A 16403-nucleotide genomic window follows, 5' to 3' on the forward strand; every position below is an offset into this window, starting at 1 on the left:
GTCGGAGGCCGGGACACGCCTACGGGGTGTGATCTTCTTCTCCAAGAAAACACCCCGTATCCGGACATCTAGCCCTGGAATCGATAGTCCTCGAGCAGTCTGCGGCCGATGATCATTTTCTGGATCTCGGCGGTGCCTTCACCGATCAGCAGCATCGGCGCCTCCCGGTAGAGGCGCTCGATCTCGTACTCCTTGGAGAAGCCGTACCCGCCGTGGATCCGGAAGGCGTCCTCCACGACCTCTTTGCAGTACTCCGACGCGAGGTACTTGGCCATCCCCGCCTCAAGGTCGTTTCGTTCGCCCGAGTCCTTTTTGCGTGCAGCGTTCACCATCATCGCATGCGCGGCCTCCACCTTGGTAGCCATCTCGGCCAGCTTGAACTGAATGGCCTGATGCTGGGCGATCGGCTTGCCGAAGGTGTGCCGCTGCTGGGCGTACCGGACCCCCAGCTCGAAGGCGCGCTGGGCGACGCCGCAGCCCCGGGCCGCGACGTTCACCCGGCCCACCTCGACGCCGTCCATCATTTGGTAAAAACCCCGGCCGGTGGTGCCGCCGAGCACCCGATCGGCCGGAATGCGCACTCCGTCCATGATCAGCTCGGTGGTGTCGACGCCCTTGTAGCCCATCTTGTCGATCTTCCCGGGGATGGTCAGACCGGGCCGGACCTCACCGAATCCGGGTTCCTTCTCCACCAGGAAGGTCGTCATCGACCTGTGCGGGGCGGTGCCCTCCGGGTGACCCTCGTCACTCCGGACGAGCACGGCCACCAGGGAGGAGGTGCCGCCGTTGGTCAGCCACATCTTCTGGCCGGTCAGGACGTACTCGTCACCGTCCCGGACCGCCTTGGAGGTGATCGCCGACACGTCCGAGCCGAGCGCCGGCTCCGACATCGAGAAGGCGCCGCGGACGTCACCGGCGGCCATCCGGGGCAGGAAGTGGTCCTTCTGCTCCTGGGTGCCGTGCTGCTTGAGCATGTACGCCACGATGAAGTGCGTGTTGATGATGCCGGAGACGGACATCCAGCCGCGGGCGATCTCCTCCACGCACAGCGCGTACGTCAGCAGCGACTCGCCCAGGCCGCCGTACTCCTCGGGGATCATCAGCCCGAACAGGCCCAGCTCCCGCAGGCCGTCGACGATGGCCTGCGGGTACTCGTCGCGGTGCTCCAGCTCGGTGGCGACCGGGATGATCTCCTTGTCCACGAAGTCCCGGACGGTGGCGAGGATCTCCTTCTGGACGTCGGTGAGGCCGTGGGTCTGGGCGAGGCGTGCCATCGGGTCAGCCCTCCTGAAGCTCGGGGCGGCCCGGCTGCTCGCCGCCGCGCGCCGTGATGTAGGTCTCGGTGGGCACCATCACCTTGCGGCGGAAGACGCACACCAGCGTGCCGTCCTGCTTGTAGCCCTTGGTCTCCACGTACACGATCCCGCGGTCGTCCTTGGACTTCGAGGGCCACTTGTCCAGCACGGTGGTCTGGCCGTAGACCGTGTCGCCGTGGAAGGTCGGTGCCACGTGCCTGAGCGACTCGATCTCCAGGTTGGCGATGGCCTTCCCCGAGACGTCCGGCACCGACATGCCCAGCAGCAGGGAGTAGATGTAGTTGCCCACCACCACGTTCTTGCCGAAGTCGGTCGTGCTCCCGGCGTAGTTGGCGTCCAGGTGGAGCGGGTGGTGGTTCATGGTGAGGAGGCAGAAGAGATGGTCGTCGTACTCGGTGACCGTCTTGCCGGGCCAGTGCTTGTAGACCGCGCCGACCTCGAACTCCTCGTAGGTGCGTCCGAACTGCATGGCCCTCAGTCCTCCGGGATCTCGAACGCCGAGGTGCGCTTCATGCCGGCGGCGCGGCCCTTGCCCGAGATGACCAGCGCCATCTTGCGGCTGGCCTCGTCGATCATCTCGTCGCCGAGCATCGCCGAGCCCTTCCTGCCGCCCGCCTCGGACGTGTAGTAGGCGTACGCGTCCAGGATCAGCTCGGCGTGGTCGTAGTCCTCCTGGGAGGGGGAGAACACCTCGTTGGCCGCCTCCACCTGGCCCGGGTGGAGCACCCACTTGCCGTCGAAGCCGAGGGCGGCGGCGCGGCCGGCGACCTCGCGGAAGCCGTCCACGTTCTTGATCTGGAGGTAGGGGCCGTCGATCGCCTGGAGGTCGTTGGCGCGGGCGGCCATCAGGATCTTCATCAGGATGTAGTGGTAGGCGTCCGCGCCGTAGCCGGGCGGCTGCTCGCCGACGACCAGTGACTTCATGTTGATGGACGCCATGAAGTCGGCCGGGCCGAAGATGATGGTCTCGATCCGGGGGCTGGCCTCGGCGATCTCGTTGACGTTGTTCAGCCCGCGGGCGTTCTCGATCTGCGCCTCGATGCCGATCCTGCCGACCTCGAAGCCCATCGTCTTCTCGATCTGCGTCAGCAGCAGGTCCAGGGCGACGACCTGCCGGGCGTCCTGCACCTTCGGCAGCATGATGCAGTCCAGGTTCGGGCCCGCGCCCTCGACCACCGTGACGACGTCCCGGTACGTCCACTCGGTCGTCCAGTCGTTGACGCGCACGACGCGGGTCTTGCCGGTCCAGTCGCCCTCGTTGAGGAACTTGACGATGGTGTGCCGGGCCTCGGGCTTGGCCAGCGGCGCGCAGGCGTCCTCCAGGTCGAGGAAGACCTGGTCCGCCGGGAGGCCCTGGGCCTTCTCCAGGAAGCGCGGGTTGGAGCCGGGGACCGCGAGGCACGAGCGCCGGGGACGGAGACGGTCGACGGTTGTCATGCGGGGACCTCCAGGGGGTCGAGCTTGTTCGCGAGCCGGATCTCGTCCACGATCCGGCCGATGATGCCGGTGATGTCGAAGTCCTTCGGGGTGAAGACCGCGGCCACTCCGGCTGCGCGCAGCGCCGCGGCGTCACTGCTGGGGATGATGCCACCGGCGATCACCGGCACCTCTGTGGCACCGGCCACACGCAGCCGGTCCAGCACGTCGGGGACGAGCCGCGCGTGCGACCCGGAGAGGATGGACAGCCCGACCGCGTGCACGTCCTCGGCCAGCGCCGCGTCCACGATCTGCTCCGGGGTCAGCCTGATGCCCTGGTACACCACCTCGAAGCCGGCGTCCCGCGCCCGTACGGCGATCTGCTCGGCGCCGTTGGAGTGGCCGTCCAGGCCCGGCTTGCCGACCAGGAACCGCAGCTTGCCGACGCCCAGGTCACGGGCGGTCACCTCGACCCGGCGGCGGACGTCCGCGAGCGCGGAGCCCTCCTCGGCGGGGACCGCCACCGGCGCGGAGGACACCCCGGTGGGTGCCCGGAACTCGCCGAACACCTCGCGCAGCGCCCCGGCCCACTCGCCGGTGGTGACCCCGCAGCGGGCGCACTCCAGGGTGGCCTCCATGAGGTTGCCGGTGCCGCGCGCCGCCTCCTTCAGCCGGTCCAGCGCCGAGCTGCACCGCGGGTGGTTGAACGGCGGCTGCCAGCGGGTCTCCCGCCACTCCCGGACCGCGGCGACGACCCTCTCCTCCACCTCCGGGTCGACCGTCTGGATGGCGGTGTCCAGGTCGGCGGTGAGCGGGCTGGGCTCGGTGGACTCGAAGGCGTTGACGCCGATGATCTTCTCCTCGCCGGACTCGATACGGGCCCGGCGGGCGGCGTGCGAGGCGACGAGCTGGGACTTCAGGTAGCCGGACTCCACGGCGGCCATGGCGCCGCCCATCTCCTCGATGCGGTCCATCTCGGCGCCGGCCCGCTCGACCAGCTCGGCCACCTTCGCCTCGACCACCGTCGACCCCTCGAACAGGTCGCCGTACTCCAGCAGATCGCTCTCGTAGGCCAGCACCTGCTGGATGCGCAGCGACCACTGCTGGTCCCAGGGGCGGGGGAGCCCCAGCGCCTCGTTCCAGGCGGGCAGCTGCACGGCCCGCGCGCGGGCGTCCTTGGAGAGGGTGACGGCCAGCATCTCCAGCACGATCCGCTGGACGTTGTTCTCCGGCTGGGCCTCGGTCAGGCCGAGCGAGTTGACCTGGACGCCGTAGCGGAAACGGCGGTGCTTGGGGTTCTCGATGCCGTACCGCTCGCGGGTGACCCGGTCCCAGATGCGGCCGAAGGCGCGCATCTTGCACATCTCCTCGACGAAGCGGACGCCCGCGTTGACGAAGAAGGAGATCCGGCCGACCACGTCGCCCATCCGCTCCTGCGGCACCTGGCCGCTGTCGCGGACGGCGTCCAGGACGGCGATCGCGGTGGACATCGCGTAGGCGATCTCCTGCACCGGCGTGGCGCCGGCCTCCTGGAGGTGGTAGCTGCAGATGTTGATCGGGTTCCACCTGGGCAGGTGGGTGACCGTGTACGCGATCAGGTCCGTGGTCAGGCGCAGGGAGGGGCCCGGGGGGAAGACGTGCGTCCCCCGGGACAGGTACTCCTTGACGATGTCGTTCTGCGTCGTGCCCTGGAGCCGGGTGAGGTCCGCGCCCTGCTCCTCGGCGACGACCTGGTAGAGCGCCAGCAGCCACATGGCGGTGGCGTTGATGGTCATGGAGGTGTTCATCTGCTCCAGCGGGATGTCCTGGAGCAGCCGGCGCATGTCACCGAGGTGGGCGACCGGCACCCCGACCCGGCCGACCTCGCCGCGGGCGAGGACGTGGTCCGGGTCGTAGCCGGTCTGCGTCGGCAGGTCGAACGCCACCGACAGACCCGTCTGCCCCTTGGCGAGGTTGCGCCGGTACAGCTCGTTGGACGCCTCGGCGGTGGAGTGGCCGGCGTAGGTCCGCATGAGCCACGGCCGGTCCCTTTCCTTCCGCGCCGACGGCGCGGTCTGACGCTCTGTCATCTGCGAACCCTCAGACGTTCCGGAAGCGGTTGATGGCGTCGATGTGCCGGTCGCGTGTCTCGGGGTCGCGCACGCCGAGGCCCTCCTCGGGGGCCAGGCACAGCACACCGACCTTGCCCTGGTGCAGGTTGCGGTGGACGTCGTACGCCGCCTGGCCGGTGTCCTGGAGGGCGTACACCTTGGAGAGGGTGGGGTGGATCTTGCCCTTGGCGATGAGGCGGTTGGCCTCCCACGCCTCGCGGTAGTTGGCGAAGTGGGAGCCGATGATGCGCTTCAGGGACATCCACAGGTAGCGGTTGTCGTAGGTGTGCTCGTAGCCGGAGGTGGAAGCGCAGGTGACGATCGTGCCGCCCTTGCGGGTGACGTAGACGGAGGCGCCGAAGGTCTCGCGGCCGGGGTGCTCGAAGACGATGTCGACGTCCTCGCCGCCGGTCAGCTCGCGGATGCGCTTGCCGAACCGCTTCCACTCGCGCGGGTCCTGGGCGTGCTCGTCCCGCCAGAAGCGGTAGTCCTCGGCCGAGCGGTCGATGATCAGCTCGGCGCCCATCCGGCGGCAGATCTCGGCCTTCTTCTCGCTGGAGACGACGCAGATCGGGGTGGCCCCGCCGGCCAGCGCGAACTGGGTGGCGTACGAGCCGAGTCCGCCGCTCGCGCCCCAGATCAGCACGTTGTCGCCCTGCTTCATCTGGGCGCCGTTGCGGGAGACCAGCTGGCGGTACGCCGTGGAGTTGACCAGGCCCGGCGCGGCGGCCTCCTCCCAGCTGAGGTGGTCCGGCTTGGGCATCAGCTGGTTGGACTTCACCAGGGCTATCTCGGCGAGACCGCCGAAGTTGGTCTCGAACCCCCAGATGCGCTGCTCCGGGTCGAGCATCGTGTCGTTGTGCCCGTCGGACGACTCCAGCTCGACGGACAGGCAGTGGGCGACCACCTCGTCGCCCGGCTTCCAGGAGTTGACGCCCGGTCCGGTGCGCAGGACGACGCCGGCGAGGTCGGAGCCGATGATGTGGTACGGCAGGTCGTGGCGCTTGGCCAGGTCGTTGGTGCGGCCGTAGCGCTCCAGGAACCCGAAGGTGGAGAGCGGCTCGAAGATCGAGGTCCACACCGAGTTGTAGTTGACCGAGGAGGCCATCACGGCGACCAGGGCCTCACCGGGGCCCAGCTCGGGCACCGGCACCTCGTCCAGGTGGATCGACTTGCGGGGGTCCTTGTCGCGGGTGTCGAGGCCCGCGAACATCTCCGTCTCGTCCTTGTGCACGGTGATCGCGCGGTACGACTCGGGGAGCGGGAGGGCGGCGAAGTCGGCCGGGGTCGTCTCGGGCGACTGGATCGCGTCCAGGATGTCCTTCACGGTCACGGTGTTGCCTCCGGCGGTGCGGTGCTGCTGCTGAGGGTCGGGGGGAGGGGCGTGGCAGCGCTTGTGGCGCGGAAGTATGCCTGTGACGCAGGCGTCCGGGACGCGGGGCGACGCCCTGCGGGGACTGCCCGGACCACTTCAACGTATGGCACGGCGTGTCACCCCGCAAGGCACTGGGTGCCAGAAATTGATCTCAGATGAAAAGTTTCCGTATCAGATGAGCGATGATCGATCGTTCCGGGGGCGGATACGGAAAAAACGGCCACCCGGAGGTGGCCGTTGTCACAGAGGAGAGGGGGAGGCGGCGTCAGCGTTCCTTGAGCGCCTGCTCGATGGCGCGCATGACCTCGTCCAGCGGGGCGTCGGTGCGGGCGACCGTCACCAGCACCTCGCCCTCGGCGGAGGCCGTGGCCGCGGGCGGAGCGGTGCGGCCGGCGCCGATGCCCGTGCCGAAGGTCTTGCGGACGATGGCGAAGGCGTGGTCGAGCTGGGCCTCCAGGTCGCCCTGCCCGGCCGCCCGCAGCCAGCGCCGCAGCACGTGGTTGTGGGCGGTGACCACGGCGGAGGCGGCGACCTCCGCCAGCAGCGGGTCGTCGTTGGCGTCGTCGGCGTGGACGTGCTCGTCGAAGTGGCCCAGGAGATAGCGGGTGAACAGGCGCTCGTAGCGGGCCACCGACGCGATCTCCGCCTCGCGCAGGGTGGGCACCTCGCGGGTGAGCTTGTAGCGGGCCACCGAGATGTCCGGGTGGGCCGCGTACATCTTCATGACCTCCTTGATGCCCCGGCACACCGTGTCCAGCGGGTGCTCGTGCGCGGGGGCCGCGTTGAGCACCGCCTCCGCGCGGACCAGGGTGTCGTCGTGGTCGGGGAAGATCGCCTCTTCCTTGGAGCGGAAGTGGCGGAAGAAGGTGCGGCGGGCGACCCCGGCCGCCGCCGCGATCTCGTCGACGGTGGTGGCCTCGTAGCCCTTCGTCGCGAAGAGTTCCATCGCGGCGGCCGCCAGTTCCCGGCGCATTTTCAGCCGCTGGGCGGCGGCTCGGCCACCGGCGGCGCTCTCCGGCGCGTCGGACGCGGCTGGGGTACGTGTGGACTTGGCGGGCTGGGACATGAACATGAACGTACTGCATGTGCCCAGCTCGGTGCGCGGGACCGGGGCGTCCCCCGCCCCGCGGGGCGGGGGAGCGTCCGCCGGGTCCAGCAGCCCGCCCCAGTCCTCGCGGGGCGGGAACCAGCCGTCGGGGCGGGGCTCAGCGCCGGGCATGTTCGCGGAAGCCGCGGCCCGACTTGCGGCCGAGGCAGCCCGCGGCCACCAGGTGCTCCAGCAGGGGCGCGGGGGCCAGCCCCGGGTCGCGGAACTCCTGGTGCAGCACCCTCTCGATGGCCAGCGACACATCCAGCCCGACCACGTCGAGCAGCTCGAAGGGGCCCATCGGGTAGCCGCCGCCCAGCTTCATCGCGGCGTCGATGTCGTCCAGGGTCGCGTAGTGCTCCTGCACCATCTTCACCGCGTTGTTGAGGTACGGGAACAGCAGCGCGTTCACGATGAACCCGGCCCGGTCGCCGCAGTCCACGGCGTGCTTGCGGATCTTCCCGCACACCTCCCGGACGGTGGCGTGCACGTCGTCCGCGGTCAGCACCGTCCGCACCACCTCGACCAGCTTCATCGCGGGCGCCGGATTGAAGAAGTGCATGCCGATCACGTCCTGGGGGCGCGAGGTGGCACGGGCGCAGGCGACGACGGGCAGGGAGGAGGTGGTGGTGGCGAGGACCGCGCCGGGCTTGCAGACCTTGTCCAGGGCGGCGAACAGCTGCCGCTTGACCTCCAGGTCCTCCGCGACCGCCTCCACCGCCAGGTCGACGTCGGCGAAGTCGTCGTAGGCGCCGGTCGGGGTGACCAGGTCCAGGGTGCGGGCGGCGGCCTCGGCGGTCAGCCGGCCCTTGTCGACGGAACGGGCCAGGGACTTGGCGATCCGGGCCTTCGCGGCCTCGGCCTTCGCCGCGCTGCGGGCGGCGAGCACGACCTCGTACCCGGCCTTGGCGAAGACCTCCGCGATGCCGGAGGCCATGGTGCCGGACCCGGCGACGCCGACCGCGCGGACGGGACGGCCGGGGACGGCGGTGGTGTCCTCCCGCGGGGTGAGCGGGTCCGGGACGACGGTCGCGCCGCCCGGACCGTCGTAGGTGTAGAAGCCGCGGCCGGCCTTGCGGCCGGTCAGGCCCGCCTCGCTGAGCTGCCGCAGGACCGGCGCGGGGGCGTGCAGCCGGTCGTGGGAGGCGGCGTACATGGCCTCCAGGACGGTGCGCGCGGTGTCGATGCCGATCAGGTCGAGCAGGGCGAGCGGGCCCATGGGCAGGCCGCAGCCCAGCCGCATCGCGGCGTCGATGTCCTCGCGGGAGGCGTAGCGCGCCTCGTACATCGCCGCCGCCTGGTTGAGGTAGCCGAACAGCAGCCCGTCGGCGACGAAACCGGGCCGGTCGCCGACCGCGACGGGCTCCTTGCCGAGGTCCAGGGCGAGATCGGTGACCGCCGCGACGGCGGCCGGCGCGGTCAGCACCGAGGAGACGACCTCGACCAGCTTCATCGCCGGAGCCGGGTTGAAGAAGTGCAGGCCCAGCACCCGCTCGGGACGGGCGGAGTCGGCGGCCAGCCGGGTCACGGACAGCGCGTTGGTGCCGGTCGCCAGGATCGTGTCCGGCCGCACGACGCCGTCCAGCTCACGGAAGACCCGCTGCTTGACCTCGTACGACTCCGGTGTCACCTCGATCACCAGGTCGGCGCCGGCCGCGTCGCCGAGGTCGGTGGAGACCCGGACCCGGGCGAGCACGTCGGCACGCTCGGCCTCGGTCAGCCGGCCGCGGGCGACGGCCCGGGCGGTGGAGGTCTCCAGCGCGGCGAGGGCACGGGCGGCCTGCGCCTGGCTGATGTCGATGCCGACGACCGTGCGGCCGGCCCGGGCCAGCACGTCGGTGATGCCGGTGCCCATGGTGCCGAGGCCGACCACGGCGACGGTCCGGAGCGGGGACAGGGAAGAGGCGGAGCGGGGAGCGGCCATCGCGGGACTCCAGGAGGGTGACGGCGGAGAACGCGCCCGGCCGCCGGCGGCGGCGCACGGGCGCGCGCGGAAGGTGAGGTGCGGGACGCGCGCGGGCCGGAGCCCGGACGCGCACGGTGCGAAGCGCGGGGGGTGCCGGGCTCACTGGCGCACACGCCCGGTGGAACCGACCGGCCCTGTCCCCGGGGCCGGGTCGCACGGCTCCCGCGCCGGCCGCGTCACCAGACCGCCGCGAGAGGAACACGAGTGGGTCACTCGCTCGAATGAGCTTAACCGGCGGGTAACGAGCGCGCCAGCCCCCCGTGTTGGTGATGTACGTCCCACCGCGCCGGGCACGGTCCTAACCTCGGGTGCATGGACGAAGAGTTGCGCGCCCTCACGGAGCGTTCACGGGCGGAGGCGGGGGACTCGCCGGCGTTCCGCCGTCTCGTGGCGGCCGAGGACCACGACGAGCTGGCCGAGGTGCTCACCCGGCCCGGACAGCCGCTGTGGGCCCGCGAACTGGCCGCGTTCCGGCTGGGACTCGCGGGGGACCGGCGGGCCTTCGAGACCCTGGTACTGCTGCTCAACCACCGTGACCCGCCGCGCTGCGCCACCGCCGCGTACGCCCTCGCCCGGCTCGGCGACCCCCGCACCGCCCGCGCCGCCGCCGCCCTCGCCACCAACGAACTGCGCGTCGCCTACGCCCTGCACCCGGTCCGGCTGCTCACCGCGCTGCGCGCCCCGGAGTCGGTCCCCGCGCTCGTCACCACCCTCCGGCGGCGCCTGCGCCCGCACGACCCCTACCGCCGCGTGGCACTCGCCTGCGTCGAGGGCCTCGGCACCCTGGCCGACCCCCGCGCGAGGGACGTCCTCACCGACGCCCTCGCCCACCCGGCGCTGGCCGAGGCGGCGGCCCGCGCCCTGAGACGCCTGCCCGCGCGGGGGTGAGCGGTCGGCCGGCCACGACCGCCGGAGCCCCGACCTCCGTCAGGAACTCCGGACGCGCCAGGGCGGCGACCTGGACCGCGGAGGAGGCGGGACGACGGTCGTCGGGCAGGTGGGCGGCACGGGACGCGCCAAGTGCCGGCACGGGGGCCGTGTCCGTGACGGAGTACGTCGGTTCCAGCACGTCGGCGGCCCGCCCCCGCGGGCTCAGCGGCGGAAGCCGAGCAGGCCGTGCAGGGCCGAGCCGCGGGCGGACGAGGACGCCGCCTTCGAGGTCAGCGGTTCGGGATCGGGGAGGGCCGGGCAGACCGCGTCGGCCCCGCCGCCGTCGCCGCGGGGCACCGTGCCGTCGGTCAGGTACGCCGCGAGATGGGCGTCGAGGCAGGCGTTGCCGCTCAGCGTGACGCCGTGGTTGCCGCCGCCCTCCTCGACGACCAGGCGGGCGCCGCGCAGGAGGCGGCGCGTGGTGACGGCACCCTCGTACGGGGTGGCGGCGTCCCCGGTGGCCTGGAACAGCAGGGCCGGCGGCAGCCCGGCGTTGGCCACGTCCACCGGGCGCCGGGAACCGGTCGGCCAGAACGCGCAGGGCGCGTTGTACCAGGCGTTGTTCCAGGTCATGAAGGGCGCCTTCGCGTACACCGCCCAGTTGTCCTTCCGCCACCTCTCCCAGTCCCGGGGCCAGCCCGCGTCGCGGCACTGCACCGAGGTGTAGACGCTGTACCCGTTGTCGCCCTCGGCGTCCACGGCGCCGAAGTCCTCGTAGGCCTCCACCAGCGGGCCGCTCTCGCCGTCCTCGGCGTACGCCGCGAACGCCTCCGCCAGATAGGGCCAGTAGCCGTTGTAGTAGGCGCCCGGCAGAAAGGTGTCCTCCAGTTCGGCGGCGCCCACCGTGCCGCCCGCCGGCTCCCTCGCCAGCGCCGTGCGCATCGCGTACCAGCGCTCCTCGACCCGCCCCGGGTCGGTCCCCAGGTGGTAGGCGGTGTCGTGCGCGGCGACCCAGGCGAGGAACGCGCGGTGGCGGTCGTCGAAGGCCAGGTCCTGGCGGAGGTTGGCCTCGTACCAGACCTCGTCGGGGTCGACCACGGAGTCCAGCACCAGGCGCCGCACCCGTTCCGGGTGGAGCCGGGCGTAGACCGCGCCGAGGTACGTGCCGTAGGAGTAGCCGAAGTAGCTGATCCGCTCGGCACCCAGGGCCGCGCGGATCACGTCCAGGTCCCGCGCGGCGCTGACCGTGTCCAGATACGGCAGCATGCGCGCGTACTTCCCGCCGCAGGCGTCGGCGAAGGACCTCGCGCGCGCCAGGTTCGCCTTCTCCGCCGCCGGTGTGTCCGGCAGGGGGTCGGGCCGCACCGGGGCGAAGTGGCCGGGCCGGCAGTCCAGGGCGGGCTCGCTCGCGCCCACCCCGCGCGGGTCGAAGCCGATGACGTCGTACCGCGCGGCCACCTCCTTCGGCAGCGAGGACGCCACGAAACCGGCCAGCGTCCGGCCGCTGCCCCCCGGCCCGCCCGGGTTGACCAGCAGCGGACCCTGGTACGAGCGGGCGGTGTGCGGCACGCGGGAGAGTGCCAGCGTGATCGTCCCGCCCGCCGGGCGGCCGTGGTCCAGCGGCACGGAGACCGACGCGCACTGGAGCGTCGGGTGGTCGCTCGTGCCGCACTTCTCCCAGACGGGCGGCGCGGCGGGAGCGGCGTCCCCGGCCGTCGCGGCGGGAGCTGCGGTGAGGGACCCGGCCAGGAGCGCGGCGGTGGCGCACAGCACGGCTGCGCGATGACTCATGGAGTCCTCCCAGGGGCGAGGGGCGGGGGGCCGCGCAGACCGTGGCCCACGCCGCATCGTCCCGGCCGGCACTCCCGAACGAACGTACCCGGTCGGTACGTGACCCGATTGGGTCGCTTCTTGCCCTCGAACGATCCCGGTGGCGCTCTTACAGCAGCGTGAGCTGGGTCGGCCCGGGTTCCACCGCGGGAGCCGGTTCTGGTGTCCGCCGGGAGGCGCCCGCGCGGGCCGGGCCGATGCCGTACTCCCGCGCCAGGTCGTGGACCTGGCGGGTGATCCGGCGCTGGTACCACTTCGGGGCGTAGGCCCCCTCGGCGTACAGCCGCTCGTACCGGCGTACCAGGTGCGGGTGGTGCGCGGCCAGCCAGGACATGAACCACTCCCGCGCGCCGGGCCGCAGGTGCAGCACCAGCGGCGTGACGGAGGTGGCCCCGGCGGCGGCGATCGCGCGCACCGTCGCCCGCAGCTGGGCCGGGTCGTCGCCGAGGAAGGGGATCACCGGTGCCATCAGCACCCCGCAGCCGATGCCGCGCTCGCCGAGCGCCCGGACGACGTCGAGCCGCCGCTCCGGCGCGGGCGTGCCCGGCTCCACGGTGCGCCACAGCGCGGGGTCGGTGAAGCCCACCGAGACCGAGATGCCGACGTCCGTCACCCGGGCCGCCCGGGCCAGCGCGTCCAGGTCGCGCAGGATCAGCGTGCCCTTGGTCAGGATCGAGAAGGGGTTCGCGTGCTCGGTGAGGGCGTCGATGATGCCCGGCATCAGCCGGTAGCGGCCCTCCGCCCGCTGGTAGCAGTCGACGTTGGTGCCCATCGCGATGTGCTCGCCGTGCCAGCCGGGCGAGGACAGCCTGCGGCGCAGCAGCTCGGGCGCGTTGACCTTCACCACGATCTGGCTGTCGAAGCCGAGGCCCGTGTCCAGGTCCAGATAGCTGTGCGTCTTGCGCGCGAAACAGTAGACGCACGCGTGGGTGCAGCCCCGGTAGGGGTTCACCGTCCATTCGAACGGCATCCGCGAGGCGCCCGGCACCCGGTTCACGATCGAGCGGGCCCGCACCTCGTGGAAGGTGATCCCGGCGAACTCCGGCGTGTCGAAGGTGCGGACGGTGACCGCGTCCGCGTCGAACAGCGCGGCGTCGGACGCCCGTGTGTGACCGGGCTCGGAGAGGTTCTCCCAGCGCATGGCGCCTCCTCGGTAGTACTGCGCCACAGAATAGAACATACGTTCCCTTGATCGTGCGGGCCTGCCCGCCGGCCGCCCCGCCGGGCCGCCCGGCGCCCCCGGATTTGGTGGCCGGGCGGCGGGGTGGTTGGCTTGCCCCGACCCCGTAGATCCAGGCCCTGGAGGTATCCGATGGCGCAGGTCGAGGCCACGACGGAGCGGATCGTCGCCGCCGACGCGGAGACGGTGTTCGACGCGCTCGCCGACTACAGCGGCACCCGCGCGAAGCTGCTCCCCGAGCAGTTCAGCGAGTACGAGGTCCGGGAGGGCGGTGACGGCGAGGGCACCCTCGTCCACTGGAAGCTCCAGGCCACCAGCAAGCGCGTCCGCGACTGCCTGCTGGAGGTGACCGAACCCTCCGACGGCGAGCTGGTCGAGAAGGACCGCAACTCCTCCATGGTCACCACCTGGCGGGTCACCCCGGCCGGGGACGGCAAGGCGCGCGTCGTGGTCACCACGGTGTGGAACGGCGCCGGGGGCATCGGCGGCTTCTTCGAGAAGACCTTCGCCCCCAAGGGCCTCGCCCGGATCTACGACGCCGAGCTGGCCAGGCTCGCCGCCGAGGTCGAGAAGTAGTCAAGGGCCTTGAGTGAGGCGGCCGTTGGCGGACCGCCTCACCGGTTCGAGTGAACCGCGCTCGTCCTGGCCGGACGCCGTAACCCCGTGCGGTACTTCGCAGTTGTCGCCTGAGCGAGATGGTGTGCTCAGGCGACAAACTGTGGCAAAGGGGAACGGTACGTGGGTGGGATCACTCTGGTGCAGGACGAGCCGGCCGTCGTCGCGCCGCCGGAACCGCCGGCGACCGACCCCGAGCCGGCCCCCGCGCTGAGCCCGCGCCGGGTCCGGCTGGTCTTCATCGGGCTGATGCTCGCGCTGCTGCTCGCCGCGCTGGAGCAGATGATCGTCGCCACCGCGCTCCCGAAGATCGTCGGTGAGCTGCACGGCCTGGACAAGATGTCCTGGGCGATCACCGCCTACCTGCTCACCTCCACCGTCGGCCTGCCGATCTACGGCAAGCTCGGCGACCTCTTCGGCCGCAAGGGCGTCTTCCAGTTCGCCATCCTGGTCTTCGTCGTCGGCTCCGCGCTGGCCGGCCGGGCCGGGACCATGGATCAGCTCATCGCCTACCGCGCGGTCCAGGGCGTCGGCGCGGGCGGTCTGATGATCGGCGTGCAGGCGATCATCGCGGACATCGTGCCGCCCCGCGAACGCGGCCGGTTCATGGGCCTGATCGGCGCCGCCTTCGGCCTCGCGTCCGTCGCCGGACCGCTGCTCGGCGGCTACTTCACCGACCACCTCTCCTGGCGCTGGTGCTTCTACATCAACGTCCCCTTCGGCCTGGTCACCATGGCCGTCGTCGCCCTCGTCCTGAAACTGCCCAAGCCGCGCGTCCGGGCCCGCCTCGACATCCTCGGCGCGCTGCTGCTCGCCGCCGCCTCCACCTGCGCGGTGCTGCTGACCACCTGGGGCGGCGTCGAGTACGACTGGGGCTCGAAGACCATCCTCGGGCTCGGCGCCGGCGCGGTCGCGGCCGCCCTGCTCTTCCTCGTCGCCGAGCGCTTCGCCGCCGAACCCCTCATCCCGCTGCGTCTGTTCCGCGACTCCGTCTTCAACGTCACCGGCCTGGTCGGACTCGTCGTCGGCGTCGCCCTGTTCGGCGCCGCCAGCTACCTGCCGACCTTCCTCCAGATGGTCGACGGCGCCTCCGCCACCGAGTCCGGACTGCTGATGCTGCCCATGATGGGCGGCATCGTCGGAGCCTCGGTGGTCTCCGGACAGCTCATCACCCGCACCGGCCACTACAAAATCCACCCGATCCTCGGCAGCGCCCTGTCCGTCGTCGGCATGTGGCTGCTCTCCCGCCTCGACGCGGACACGCCCCGCGCGCAGTACAGCGTCTGGATGTTCGTCCTCGGCGCCGGCATCGGGATGGTGATGCCCGTCCTGGTCCTCGCCGTGCAGAACTCGGTGCGACCCGCCGACCTGGGCACCGCCACCAGCGCCAACAACTACTTCCGGCAGATCGGCGGGAGCGTCGGCGCGGCGATCTTCGGCACCCTCTTCGCGGACCGGCTCACCGACGCCCTCGCCGAGCGGCTGCCCGCCTCCGCCGGCTCCGGACTGCCCCCGGCCGACGCCATCACCCCGCAGCTCGTCCACTCCCTGCCGCCCGCGCTGCGCGACGCCTATATCCAGGCGTACGCCGACGCCATGCCGCGCATCTTCCTGTATCTCGTGCCGGTGCTCGTGCTCGGCCTGTTGCTCGCCTTCTTCCTCAAGGAGAAACCCCTCGTGTCCCACAACGCGCCCGTGACCGAGACGGAGACCGGCCGGGCCCCGGCCCCCGTCCCGCCCGCCCGCACGCCGTACCCCGGCGGCGTCCCGGTCTGCGGCACGGTGCAGCACCCCGACGGCACCGTCGTGCCCCGCGCGGCGCTCACCCTCATCGACGCCGGCGGACAGCAGATCGGACGCGGCGCCAGCGGCGGCGACGGACGGTACGCCCTGGCCACCCCCGGGACCGGCGCCTACGTCCTGATCGCCGCCGCCGGCGGCCACCAGCCGCAGGCCGTCTCCGTCACCGTCGGCGAGCGCCCCGTCGAGCTCGACGTCGTGCTCGGCGGCGCCGGACGCCTCGCCGGCCTGGTCACCACCGCCGACGGCACCCCCGTCCGGGACGCCACCGTGACCCTCACCAACGTCCACGGCGAGGTCGTCGCCAGCACCCGCAGCGGACGCGAGGGCGGCTACGTCATCACCGAACTCGTCGCCGGCGAGTACACCCTGGCCGGCAGCGCCCCCGCGTTCCGTCCGGCCGCCCTCCCCGTCACCGTCCAGGCGTCCCGCGAGACCCGGCAGGACATCGAACTCGCGGGTGGCGCCGTGCTCAAGGGCACCGTCCGGGCCGGCGGCGGACGGCCCGTGGAGGACGCCCGGGTCACCCTGCTGGACGCCGCCGGGAACGTCGTCGACACGCTCACCACCGGAGCCGACGGCACCTTCCGCTTCGTCGACCTCTCCTCCGGCGAGTACACCGTCATCGCCGCCGGCTACCCGCCGGTCGCCACCGTGCTCCAGGTGGCCGGCGGCGGCCGGACCGAACGCGACCTCCAGCTCGGTCACGAGGACTGACCGACGGGGACGTACCACCGGCGCGCGCGGCGTGCGCCGGTGGTGTTCGAATGCCGCCGATTTCCCGTTCCCCGCACATCCCGTCCGGCTTCGCCCCTACGGTGGTGAGGGCGGCACAGATCTTGCCGAGCCGCGGGGGAG

The 16403-nt window shown here is 71.9% G+C and carries 12 protein-coding genes; 3 read left to right on the forward strand and 9 right to left on the reverse strand.

Annotated features, from left to right (window positions below):
• Nucleotides 1-68: 68 nt before the first annotated feature.
• From Sdagh_RS18715 to Sdagh_RS18745, 7 genes are all read right to left on the reverse strand, one after another.
• Nucleotides 69-1274: an acyl-CoA dehydrogenase family protein gene (locus Sdagh_RS18715; protein ID WP_190010560.1), complete on the reverse strand. Its 1206-nt coding sequence runs from the start codon at nucleotides 1272-1274 to the stop codon at nucleotides 69-71.
• Between the two features lie 4 nt (nucleotides 1275-1278).
• A complete protein-coding gene (locus Sdagh_RS18720; RefSeq protein WP_189418122.1) occupies nucleotides 1279-1785 on the reverse strand; it encodes a MaoC family dehydratase in 507 nt (168 codons plus the stop codon).
• Nucleotides 1786-1790: 5 nt separating this feature from the next.
• Nucleotides 1791-2753, reverse strand: coding sequence for an HpcH/HpaI aldolase/citrate lyase family protein (locus Sdagh_RS18725; protein ID WP_190077188.1), 963 nt, complete (start codon nucleotides 2751-2753; stop codon nucleotides 1791-1793).
• Entirely contained in the window at nucleotides 2750-4801 is a 2052-nt protein-coding gene (locus Sdagh_RS18730) for an ethylmalonyl-CoA mutase (RefSeq protein WP_190077187.1), read from the reverse strand. The genes Sdagh_RS18725 and Sdagh_RS18730 overlap by 4 nt, the downstream gene beginning before the upstream one ends.
• A gap of 10 nt (nucleotides 4802-4811) precedes the next feature.
• The gene (ccrA, locus tag Sdagh_RS18735) at nucleotides 4812-6149 is read right to left on the reverse strand and encodes a crotonyl-CoA carboxylase/reductase (RefSeq protein WP_189418543.1); all 1338 of its coding nucleotides are present in this window, start codon (nucleotides 6147-6149) and stop codon (nucleotides 4812-4814) included.
• A 313-nt stretch (nucleotides 6150-6462) separates the two neighbouring features.
• Nucleotides 6463-7263, reverse strand: coding sequence for a TetR family transcriptional regulator (locus tag Sdagh_RS18740; protein ID WP_189418545.1), 801 nt, complete (start codon nucleotides 7261-7263; stop codon nucleotides 6463-6465).
• A gap of 139 nt (nucleotides 7264-7402) precedes the next feature.
• Entirely contained in the window at nucleotides 7403-9208 is a 1806-nt protein-coding gene (locus Sdagh_RS18745; RefSeq protein ID WP_190010558.1) for a 3-hydroxyacyl-CoA dehydrogenase family protein, read from the reverse strand.
• 354 nt (nucleotides 9209-9562) lie between these two features.
• Between Sdagh_RS18745 and Sdagh_RS18750 the strand changes: the two genes are divergently transcribed.
• Nucleotides 9563-10138: an adenylosuccinate lyase gene (locus Sdagh_RS18750; RefSeq protein ID WP_189418132.1), complete on the forward strand. Its 576-nt coding sequence runs from the start codon at nucleotides 9563-9565 to the stop codon at nucleotides 10136-10138.
• A gap of 204 nt (nucleotides 10139-10342) precedes the next feature.
• Here Sdagh_RS18750 and Sdagh_RS18760 read toward each other — a convergent pair whose 3' ends face one another.
• Nucleotides 10343-11911: an alpha/beta hydrolase gene (locus Sdagh_RS18760; protein ID WP_190077186.1), complete on the reverse strand. Its 1569-nt coding sequence runs from the start codon at nucleotides 11909-11911 to the stop codon at nucleotides 10343-10345.
• Between the two features lie 148 nt (nucleotides 11912-12059).
• Nucleotides 12060-13091 carry an Rv2578c family radical SAM protein gene (locus Sdagh_RS18765; RefSeq protein ID WP_189418547.1) on the reverse strand — a complete coding sequence of 344 codons (1032 nt, stop codon included), beginning with the start codon at nucleotides 13089-13091 and terminating at the stop codon, nucleotides 12060-12062.
• A 171-nt stretch (nucleotides 13092-13262) separates the two neighbouring features.
• Between Sdagh_RS18765 and Sdagh_RS18770 the strand changes: the two genes are divergently transcribed.
• Nucleotides 13263-13706 carry an SRPBCC family protein gene (locus Sdagh_RS18770; protein ID WP_189418137.1) on the forward strand — a complete coding sequence of 148 codons (444 nt, stop codon included), beginning with the start codon at nucleotides 13263-13265 and terminating at the stop codon, nucleotides 13704-13706.
• 162 nt (nucleotides 13707-13868) lie between these two features.
• Entirely contained in the window at nucleotides 13869-16262 is a 2394-nt protein-coding gene (locus Sdagh_RS18775) for an MFS transporter (RefSeq protein WP_190077185.1), read from the forward strand.
• Nucleotides 16263-16403 lie beyond the last annotated feature (141 nt).

The organism is Streptomyces daghestanicus (assembly GCF_020521275.1).
Lineage (GTDB): Bacteria > Actinomycetota > Actinomycetes > Streptomycetales > Streptomycetaceae > Streptomyces > Streptomyces griseoviridis.

Excerpts from the sequence above, each read along its gene's own strand:
- Sdagh_RS18765 (WP_189418547.1), bottom strand. The coding sequence starts at position 13,091 with ATGCGCTGGGAGAACCTCTCCGAGCCCGGTCACACACGGGCGTCCGAC.
- Sdagh_RS18770 (WP_189418137.1), top strand. The coding sequence starts at position 13,263 with ATGGCGCAGGTCGAGGCCACGACGGAGCGGATCGTCGCCGCCGACGCG.
- Sdagh_RS18750 (WP_189418132.1), top strand. The coding sequence starts at position 9,563 with ATGGACGAAGAGTTGCGCGCCCTCACGGAGCGTTCACGGGCGGAGGCG.
- Sdagh_RS18715 (WP_190010560.1), bottom strand. The coding sequence starts at position 1,274 with ATGGCACGCCTCGCCCAGACCCACGGCCTCACCGACGTCCAGAAGGAG.
- Sdagh_RS18745 (WP_190010558.1), bottom strand. The coding sequence starts at position 9,208 with ATGGCCGCTCCCCGCTCCGCCTCTTCCCTGTCCCCGCTCCGGACCGTC.
- Sdagh_RS18730 (WP_190077187.1), bottom strand. The coding sequence starts at position 4,801 with ATGACAGAGCGTCAGACCGCGCCGTCGGCGCGGAAGGAAAGGGACCGG.
- Sdagh_RS18740 (WP_189418545.1), bottom strand. The coding sequence starts at position 7,263 with ATGTCCCAGCCCGCCAAGTCCACACGTACCCCAGCCGCGTCCGACGCG.
- Sdagh_RS18720 (WP_189418122.1), bottom strand. The coding sequence starts at position 1,785 with ATGCAGTTCGGACGCACCTACGAGGAGTTCGAGGTCGGCGCGGTCTAC.
- Sdagh_RS18760 (WP_190077186.1), bottom strand. The coding sequence starts at position 11,911 with ATGAGTCATCGCGCAGCCGTGCTGTGCGCCACCGCCGCGCTCCTGGCC.
- Sdagh_RS18725 (WP_190077188.1), bottom strand. The coding sequence starts at position 2,753 with ATGACAACCGTCGACCGTCTCCGTCCCCGGCGCTCGTGCCTCGCGGTC.